The 8,710-nt window shown below is 62.7% G+C and carries 10 protein-coding genes and 2 pseudogenes; 7 read left to right on the plus strand and 5 right to left on the minus strand.

All coding sequences use genetic code 11. The features are described 5' to 3' along the window. Positions 1 to 141: pseudogene (locus CO660_RS31780) on the plus strand (UDP-glucuronate 5-epimerase); the annotation flags it as partial. 17 nt (positions 142 to 158) lie between these two features. Here the strand turns inward: CO660_RS31780 and CO660_RS31785 are convergent. From CO660_RS31785 to CO660_RS34420, 3 genes are all read right to left on the minus strand, one after another. Further along, positions 159 to 473, minus strand: a complete 315-nt coding sequence (locus CO660_RS31785; protein ID WP_097601838.1) for a hypothetical protein — start codon at positions 471 to 473, stop codon at positions 159 to 161. Positions 474 to 713: 240 nt separating this feature from the next. Further along, a complete protein-coding gene (locus tag CO660_RS33550; RefSeq protein ID WP_176536418.1) occupies positions 714 to 866 on the minus strand; it encodes a hypothetical protein in 153 nt (50 codons plus the stop codon). Positions 867 to 903: 37 nt separating this feature from the next. Next, positions 904 to 1,035 carry a hypothetical protein gene (locus tag CO660_RS34420; protein WP_280953022.1) on the minus strand — a complete coding sequence of 44 codons (132 nt, stop codon included), beginning with the start codon at positions 1,033 to 1,035 and terminating at the stop codon, positions 904 to 906. A 176-nt stretch (positions 1,036 to 1,211) separates the two neighbouring features. Between CO660_RS34420 and CO660_RS31790 the strand changes: the two genes are divergently transcribed. From CO660_RS31790 to CO660_RS31815, 6 genes are all read left to right on the plus strand, one after another. Then, positions 1,212 to 1,916 (plus strand): CerR family C-terminal domain-containing protein, encoded by a 705-nt coding sequence (locus CO660_RS31790; protein WP_097601828.1) that lies wholly within the window; start codon positions 1,212 to 1,214, stop codon positions 1,914 to 1,916. After that, entirely contained in the window at positions 1,913 to 2,926 is a 1,014-nt protein-coding gene (gene hlyD / locus CO660_RS31795) for a secretion protein HlyD (RefSeq protein ID WP_097601830.1), read from the plus strand. Before CO660_RS31790 ends, hlyD begins: the two co-directional genes overlap by 4 nt. After that, a complete protein-coding gene (locus CO660_RS31800) occupies positions 2,923 to 4,668 on the plus strand; it encodes an ATP-binding cassette domain-containing protein (RefSeq protein WP_097601832.1) in 1,746 nt (581 codons plus the stop codon). The genes hlyD and CO660_RS31800 overlap by 4 nt, the downstream gene beginning before the upstream one ends. Continuing rightward, positions 4,665 to 5,792: an ABC transporter permease gene (locus tag CO660_RS31805; RefSeq protein WP_097601833.1), complete on the plus strand. Its 1,128-nt coding sequence runs from the start codon at positions 4,665 to 4,667 to the stop codon at positions 5,790 to 5,792. The genes CO660_RS31800 and CO660_RS31805 overlap by 4 nt, the downstream gene beginning before the upstream one ends. Position 5,793: 1 nt before the next feature. After that, positions 5,794 to 6,906, plus strand: a complete 1,113-nt coding sequence (locus CO660_RS31810) for an ABC transporter permease (RefSeq protein ID WP_097601835.1) — start codon at positions 5,794 to 5,796, stop codon at positions 6,904 to 6,906. Between the two features lie 131 nt (positions 6,907 to 7,037). Continuing rightward, complete coding sequence (locus CO660_RS31815) at positions 7,038 to 7,433, plus strand: DUF1236 domain-containing protein (protein WP_064705948.1); 396 nt, start codon at positions 7,038 to 7,040, stop codon at positions 7,431 to 7,433. A 147-nt stretch (positions 7,434 to 7,580) separates the two neighbouring features. On the opposite strand, the gene CO660_RS31820 is transcribed toward CO660_RS31815, so the two are convergent. Then, the gene (locus CO660_RS31820) at positions 7,581 to 8,624 is read right to left on the minus strand and encodes a Gfo/Idh/MocA family oxidoreductase (RefSeq protein WP_097601836.1); all 1,044 of its coding nucleotides are present in this window, start codon (positions 8,622 to 8,624) and stop codon (positions 7,581 to 7,583) included. A gap of 9 nt (positions 8,625 to 8,633) precedes the next feature. Further along, positions 8,634 to 8,710: pseudogene (locus CO660_RS33045) on the minus strand (trehalose utilization protein ThuA); the annotation flags it as partial.

Consider the following 8,710-nt stretch of genomic DNA (forward strand, 5'->3'; position numbering starts at 1 on the left):
AAGGGCGACGTGCCGCGCACCTTCGCCGCCCCTGATCTGCTCGTCGCGCTGACGGGCTACAAGCCGGGCACAACGCTAGATGTCGGCGTCAAAGCCTTCGTCGAATGGTATCTCGACGTTCGTCGCGAACTGGACGCTTAATCCGACATCCTCGCGACTTAGCGCAGAAACGCGAGCGCTTCCACGGTGCCGATAGTCTTTGCAAACACATAGTCGATGGCAAAACTTAGGCTCTTCGAATAGGCCTTGAGCCGATAGCCCTCGCCTTCGATAGCAGCCGGGCTGCGTAGAACGAAGGGAACGCTCGGCCGCACGAAACCCACACGTGTCGTCAGCGGAATCTCGGGCGAACGGCCGATGGCAGACGTATACATCAGGTCTTGGGCAAGACCGGCAGGCCCGACGGCGAGGGCCGGCCCGGCAGCCGCAATGATGCTCGAGGTCAAGGCGATGGCGGCAAGAGTTTTCTGCATGTCGAAAGTCCCCGTTTTCGGATCGCAGGGCTTTCGTCTCGCCCTGATCCAAGCGGTCGATGCGTCTGTCCACGCTTCGGCCGCCTTCATGAGAACACTCTACACGTCAGTATTTGCAGGGCTTTTAAGCGGACCGGTCAAATTTTACGAAATTTGACTTTCTATACGGAAGGACATCGACATGCCTGACGAAACCAGCCACACCGCCGCTGGAAGCGATGCCCGGACGCGAATCGCAGCTTAGAGGATGCGATCCAGCTTCTTGTTGATTTGCAGGTTCGGCATCAGGCCCGCGCTCTGTGCGGCATGATAGGATTCTCGCGCCGCATCGAACGAGATCGACCACATGATGGCGCTGAGCAGGAGCGCGATAATATAGATTTGGATACGCATCGCATTGGCGATAGGGAAGGAGCAAGGCAGTTTTGTGTCAAAAAATCAGCGCATAACGAGAAAAACAACGGCTCTTCGTTCCGCCGCTGTCGGCGCCGGACACATCAGTGTCGTCAACGGTGCTTCCCACTGTTAGAGCAATTCCAACAAAGTGCGAAGCGGTTTCCATCCGGCACAAATCCAAAAGGTTGGAGCGGTTCTGCTGTTCCGTGACGCTGAACCGCTTTAGCCGCCATCCCGACCTCTGTGAGGACATAACGTGCCCTTTTCCGCGTCCGAAGCGGTTCGCCATCTATAATATATCATTCGATTGACTTACTAAAACTCGGGTGTTATGAATCCGTCATGACCCAGAACAGTGACACTCCAAATCCACCAGCTTCCGCACGCGCAGAGATCGCGCGCCAGAAGATGCTGTCCGCCGCTCTCGACGTCTTCGGGCGCTACGGCTTCGACGGCGCCTCGACGCGCCAGCTGACCGAAGCCGCCGGCGTCAACCTGCAGGCGATCCCCTATTATTTCGGAAGCAAGGAAGGCCTCTACATCGCAACCGCCGAACATCTGATGATGCAGATCGACGCGCATGTCAGCGGCATGAGGGCGCGCATCGGAGCGCATCTGGTGGCGCTCGACGCGGCCGGCGAGCCGCTCGGCGAAGCCGACGCCCGCCTTTTCCTGACTGAAGTTCTCCAGACCATGGTGACGCTTTTCGTCGCCAAGGAATCCGAACCCTGGGCCCGTTTCCTGATCCGCGAGCAGATGGAGCCGACTGAGGCTTTCAAGCGGGTCTATCAGGGCATCATGCGACCAATGATCGAAATGGGCCGGCGCCTGGTCGGCGCCATTCTTGGCGAGGATCCGGCGTCCGAACATGTGCGCCTGCGCACTTTCAACCTCGTCGGCAGCATCCTCATCTTCCGCTTCGCCCATGCCTCCGTACTCGCGCAGATGGAATGGGACGCCTTCGGCCCGGAACAGGTGGAAATCCTGCGCGGCCTTGCTGCCGAACTGGTCGATGTCATCGGCCCGCCGAAAAGAGGCGCAGCATGAAACGCATCCTTCTCCTCGTGATTCTTCTCCTCCTTGCCGCAGGTGCCGCCGCCTGGTGGTACGGCCTGCCCGAAAAATTCGGCGGGCTGTCCGTGGCCCGGCGTGAATTCGTCCTTTACGGCAATGTCGATATCCGTCAGGTCTCGCTCGGCTTTCGCGTCAGCGGCCGTATTTCCGAACTCGGGGTCGACGAGGGTGATGTCGTCAAGAGCGGAACGGTTTTGGCGAAGCTCGACGCCGCACCCTACGAATTCGCAGTCCGCTCCGGCGAGGCCAATGCCGCGGCCCTTCGCGCGACGCTCGACAAGCTGAAGGCTGGCCCGCGGCCGACCGAGATCGCCCAGGCACGAGCTGCCTACGACGAAAGCCTGGCGGATCTGCAGAATGCCAACCTCGCTTACGACCGCGCCCGCCAGCTTCGCCCGCAGGGCACGATTTCCGAAGCGAACCTCGACCAGGCGACCGCCGCAAAGGCTATGGCCGCCGCCCGCTCGCAATCCGCCAGCGAGGCGCTGAAGCTGCTGCAGGAAGGCTCGCGCGTCGAGGACATCGCCGCCGCCGACGCCCAGCTGAAGGCCGCCGAGGCCACACTCGCCTCAGCCCGAACCTCGCTCGCAGACACCGAACTGCGCGCTCCGAACGACGGCGTCATCCTCTCGCGGGTGCGGGAGAACGGCGCGATCGTCTCGCCGGCCGATACCGTCTTCGTGCTCTCCCTGACTGAGCCGGTCTGGGTGCGCAGCTATGTCGCCGAACCCGATCTCGGCCGCGTCAGCCCCGGCATGAAAGTATCCGTCACCTCCGATACCCAGCCGGATAGACCCTATGAAGGCACCATCGGCTTCATCTCGCCGGTCGCCGAATTCACGCCGAAGTCGGTGGAGACGCCTGAACTGAGGACCGATCTCGTCTATCGCCTGAGGATCGTCATCGACAGGCCCGGCCCCGACCTGCGGCAGGGCATGCCGGTCACCGTGCGGCTGTCCGCGCCGCCGACAGGCGGACAATGACTGCCCCAGAACCCGGTCGGGACGCCAGGCCGCTCGTTCGGATCGACGGCGTCACCAAACGCTTCGGCGATGCGCCTGCAGCCCTTAACGCCGTCTCCGGCGTCATCGGCGGCGGCGCGATCACCGGCCTCGTTGGTCCCGACGGCGCCGGCAAGACGACGCTGATCCGGCTGATGACCGGCCTGATGCTGCCCGACACCGGAACGATGGAAGTGCTGGGCTTCGACACCAGAAAGAACGCCGCCGGCATTCAGACGGCGATCGGCTACATGCCGCAGCGCTTCGGTCTTTATGAGGATCTCTCGGTGCAGGAAAACCTCGACCTCTATGCCGATTTGCGCGGCCTGCCGAAGAGGGAACGCAGCGGCGCCTTCGACGAGCTGCTGACCTTCACCGACCTTAAACGCTTCACCGGCAGGCTCGCCGGAAAGCTCTCCGGCGGCATGAAACAGAAGCTCGGCCTTGCCTGCGCGCTTCTGAAAAAGCCGCGCCTGCTGCTGCTCGACGAACCGGGCGTCGGCGTCGACCCGATCTCGCGCCGCGACCTCTGGAAGATGGTCGAGAACCTGACTAGGGAAGGCATAGGCGTGGTCTGGTCGACCGCCTATCTCGACGAGGCCGAAGCCTGCGACCACGTGCTGCTCTTGAACCAGGGAAAACTGCTCTTCTCGGGAAAACCGAATGAAATGACCGAGCGCGTCCGCGACCGCGTCTTCCGGGTCTCCGATGTCACCGGCCGCCGTCGGCAGGTTCTCGCCGAACTCCTGCAGGCCGATGGCGTCATCGACGGGGTGATTCAGGGCGAGGCGATCCGCCTCGTCGCGGCCAGCGGCAAGACGCCCGATATCGGCAAGGCCGGCGACGGCGCATCGCTTTCTCCCGCCCCACCGCGTTTCGAGGACGCTTTCGTCGATATGCTCGGCGGCGGCCCCGGCGGCCGCTCCCGGCTTGCCGAAGCGCAAGAGCCGCTGAAAGCCGAGGGTGACCGGCCGGTGATCGAGGCCAGGGGCCTGACCAAGCGCTTCGGCGATTTCACCGCCGCCGACGACATCAGCTTCGATATCCGCCGCGGCGAGATCTTCGGCCTGCTCGGTCCGAACGGCGCCGGCAAGTCCACCACCTTCAAGATGCTCTGCGGCCTGTTGAAGCCGACCGGCGGCGAAGGCCGCGTCGCCGGTTTCGATCTCCGTCGCGATGCCGCCGAAGCTCGCAACCAGCTCGGCTATATGGCGCAGAAATTCTCTCTCTACGGCGATCTTACAGTCATGCAGAACCTGGAATTCTTCGCAGGCGTCTATGGCCTTCGCGGCCAGCGCAGGCGCGAGCGCATAGAGCTGATGGCCGACATTTTCGATTTCGGCCGCCATGCCCGCGAAGCCGCCAAGGATCTTCCGCTCGGGCTCAAGCAACGCCTGGCACTTGCCTGCGCCGTCATGCACGAACCGCGCGCCCTCTTCCTCGATGAACCGACCTCCGGCGTCGATCCGATCACTCGCCGCGAGTTTTGGACGCATATCAATGGCCTGGTCGAAAAGGGTGTCACCGTGCTCGTCACCACCCATTTCATGGACGAGGCGGAATATTGCGACCGCATTTCGCTGATCTACCGCGGCCGTTCGATCGCGCTCGGTTCTCCCGATGAGTTGAAGGCACGTGTCGCGACAAAGGATGCGCCGGACCCGACGATGGAGGACGCCTTCATCGCGCTGGTGCAGCAATCGGAAGCGGAGGATGCAGCATGAGCATTTCCTCCGGCCGGCTCCGGCGTCTTGCAGCTCTGGTGCGCAAGGAAAGCTTCCAGGCGATCCGCGACCCGAGCAGCATCCTCATCGCCTTCGTACTGCCGCTGATCCTGCTCTTCCTCTTCGGCTACGGCGTCTCGCTCGATACAACGCGTACCCGCATAGGCCTCGTGACCGAGGAGATGACGCCGCTGACGCAGGACCTCGCGGCCAGCTTCCGGGCCTCGCGCTATTTCGACGTGGCGATCAGCCGTGACCGCCGCCTGTTCGAAGAAGATCTCGTGATCGGAAAGGTGCGCGGCATCGTCGTCATCCCGGCCGATTTCACCACCCGTTATACCGCCGGCAACCGCCCGCAGGTCCAGGTGATTGTCGACGGCTCCGATCCGAACACGGCGAACTTCGTCCAGAACTATGCGCAGGGCGCCGTTGCCAACTGGGAACAGCAGAGGCAGGCGGACGTCGCCTCCCACAGTCCCGCCATCACAGTCGAGCAGCGCTTCTGGTTCAATCCGGAGCTGACCAGCCGCAATTTCCTCGTGCCGGGCTCGATCGCCATCGTCATGACGCTGGTCGGCACGCTGCTGACCTCACTCGTTGTCGCCCGCGAATGGGAGCGCGGGACGATGGAAGCAATGATGGCGACCCCGGTGACGGCCGTCGAGCTGCTTGCCGGCAAGATCCTGCCTTATTTTCTGCTCGGCTTGACGTCGATGACGCTCTGCGTTCTGCTTGCGGTCTTTCTCTTCGGCGTGCCGTTCCGCGGCTCGGTCGCTGGCCTTTATGCCCTGTCGGCCGCCTTCCTGATCCCGGCGCTGGGGCAAGGCCTGTTGATCTCGACGGCAACCAAGAACCAGTTTCTCGCCTCGCAGCTGGCGCTGATCTCCGCCTTCCTCCCGGCCTTCCTGCTCTCGGGCTTCCTGTTCGAGATCAATTCCATGCCCAGGATCATCCAGTGGATCACCTTCATCGTGCCGGCCCGCTACCTGATCCCCAGCCTGCAGACGGTGTTTCTCGCTGGCGACATCTGGCCGATGTTCGGACAGGCAATCTCGGTCATGCTGACGATCGGCGGCGTCATGTTCGTCCTGGCCGCACGCAGCACCAGAAAGAGGATCGGCTGAGATGGGATGGACAAGGCTCTACGCCCTCATCGTCAAGGAATTGCTCGCCGTGCTGCGCGACCCCAAGGGCCGCGCCATCCTGATCGGCCCGCCGATCGTCCAGCTCCTCGTCTTCTCCTATGCGGCGACGCTCGAAGTGCGCAATGTCGACGTCATGATCCTCAACCGCGACAACGGCCATTGGGGCCAGGAACTGATCGAGCGTATCGATGGCTCGCCGACCTTCCGCAATATCGGGATCGCCGCCGAACAGGCTGAGGTCCAGGTGGCGATAGACAATCAGACGGTCATCGCCGCGATCGAAATCGGCCCGGATTTCTCCCGCAATATCGAAGCGGGAACGCCGACCGACCTGCAGGTGGTGCTCGACGGCCGCCGCTCCAACGCCTCGCAGATCGTCGCGGGCTACCTCTCGCAGATCGGTGCGGCGCTTGCTGCCGAGACGCCGGCCGGCAAACGCGCCGGCGCCAGCACCGTCTCATCCGTGCCGCGCAACTGGTTTAACCCGAACCTCACCTATCAATGGTTCATGGTGCCGAACCTGATCGCCAGCATCGCGCTCCTGATCGGCCTGATCGTCACGGCACTGTCGATCGCCCGCGAGCGCGAGCTCGGCACCTTCGACCAGCTGATGGTCTCCCCGTTGCGCCTGCACGAGATCCTGATCGGCAAGCTGATCCCGCCGATGATGATCGGTCTCTTCCATATAACCGTCTATATCCTCGCCGCCGTCTTCCTCTTCCAGGTGCCGCTGCGCGGCTCGCTCTTCCTGCTTTACGGCAGCGCGATCTTCTATCTCGGTTCTGTGGCCGGCCTCGGTCTTTTCATCTCGGCGCTGTCGATGACGCAGCAGCAGGCGATCCTCGGCGCCTTCCTGTTCATGGTCCCGGCCATGCTGCTCTCGGGCTTCGCGACCCCAATCGAAAACATGCCGGGCTGGCTGCAGCCGATAACCTACGTCAATCCGTTGCGCTATTTCCTGGTGATCGTCAAAGGCGTATTCCTCAAGGATATCCCTTTGAGCGAGGTGGTGAACCAGACCATCCCACTGGCGCTGATCGCTACAGTGACGCTCAGCGCCGCTGCCTGGCTCTTCCGCCGGCGCCTGGAATAATCCCAGTCCCACACATGCAGCGGCCGCCTCACAGAATGTAAACCGGCCTTCCAAAGCGTGATTCTTTGCTGCGGGAACCTCGATTTGGCGACGTCGTTAGTCGAGTGCAACCCCAGCAAAGGAGAAGCAAAATGTACAAGATCATACTTGTCTCCGGCGCCCTTGCGCTGTCGTCGCTTGCCACCAATGCTCTGGCTGACGGAGCAGTCACCGGTGCAGCTGGTGGCGCCATCACCGGCGCGATCGTCGGTGGTCCTGTGGGTGCCGCAGTAGGCGGCATCGCCGGCGGTGTCGCCGGTGCCGCTATTGACCCGCCGCCGCGCGAGGTCGTCACCTATGTCGAGCAGCAGCCTGCCCCGACCTCCCGCGTGGTCGTTGAACAGCCGATCGTCGTCGGCAAGCCGCTTCCGGCGGATGTCGTCGTCACTCCGGTGCCCGACAACCCCAAATACGCCTATACGGTCGTCAACGATCGTCGTGTGATCGTTGAACCCCGCACCCATAGAGTCGTGCAGGTCATCGAATAATCAAGCGATCGAGACCGCCTGCTGCGGCTCGACTACCTCCGGCCCCGCTTCGGCGGGGCCTTTTTTCTACTTTGCACCAACAATCAATCGGCGCGCGATAGCACGGCAAACCGCGTCTGAACGGCGCTTCCATATCCCAAGCGGAGATCAGACTTTCAGCTCGCGCCGCTCGCGCTCCGTCACCATGGCGAGATCGAGGACCTTCTGCAGGTTGGCGGCGTGGCGGAAGTTCGGGTCGGGCTGGATGCCGCTTGCCACCGCTTCGGCGAAGCGCTGGTAGTTGGTTGGCACCGGCGGCGCTTCGATCTCCTTCCAGCTGGCGGTCTCGGCATCCTCTCCGAGGCAGCCGCGCAACTCGGACCCAGCCGGGCGATTGATGACTTCAAGGCTGCCTTTTTCGCCATAGATGCGCAGCTTAAGCTCATTCAGATGGCCCGTCGCCCAGCGGCTGGCATGGATGACGCCGAGCGCGCCGTTGGCGAAATCGACGGCCATGGTAAAGCTGTCATTCGCGTCGAGCATATACTCTCCGATCTGGCCGCCCGGCGCCTTGTTGAAGGTTTTCAGCCGGGCAAAGACGTGGTCGATGTCGGTCGCGGCGCCGTAAGCAGCGAAATCGAGGATGTGGATGCCGACGTCGCCGAGTACCCCGTTCGAGCCATGGCCGGTGGAAAGCCGCCACAGCCAAGTCGATTCGGTGCGCCAGTCGCCCCAGGCGCGCGAGACGAGCCAGCTCTGGAGATAGGAGGCCTCCACATGCTTGATCGTGCCGAGTTCGCCTGATAGCACCATCTCGCGGGCACGCTGCAGCGGCGCAACGTTGCGATAGGTGAGGTTCACCATGTTGATGACACCGGCCTTTTCGGCCGCTTCCGTCATCTCCAGCGCCTTAGGATAGTTTTCCGCCAGCGGCTTCTCGCAGAGCACATGTTTGCCGGCCGCAATCAGCGCCATGGTGGTCGGGTGATGGATGCGATCGGGCGTGATGTTCGTCGCCGCATCGAACTCGCCCCAGGCGATCGCCTCATCCAACGAATGAAACCGCTTTTCGATATTGAACTTGTCGGCAAAGGCGGAAAGCCGGTCTGGATCGGTGTCGACGGCGCCAACCACCGTCACGCCGTCGATTTTGCTGAAGTGGGTGAGCTGGCTTTTCGCCATCACGCCCGTGCCAAGAACGAGTAGTCGCATGGATGCTCCTCAGCGGTAACCGGCTTCGCCGGCCTGGTGCAGTTTCGGGCCGCGTTCGACGATCGGCTCCAATGCCTTTTCCACCG

Source organism: Rhizobium sp. L9 (assembly GCF_002531885.1).
GTDB lineage: Bacteria > Pseudomonadota > Alphaproteobacteria > Rhizobiales > Rhizobiaceae > Rhizobium.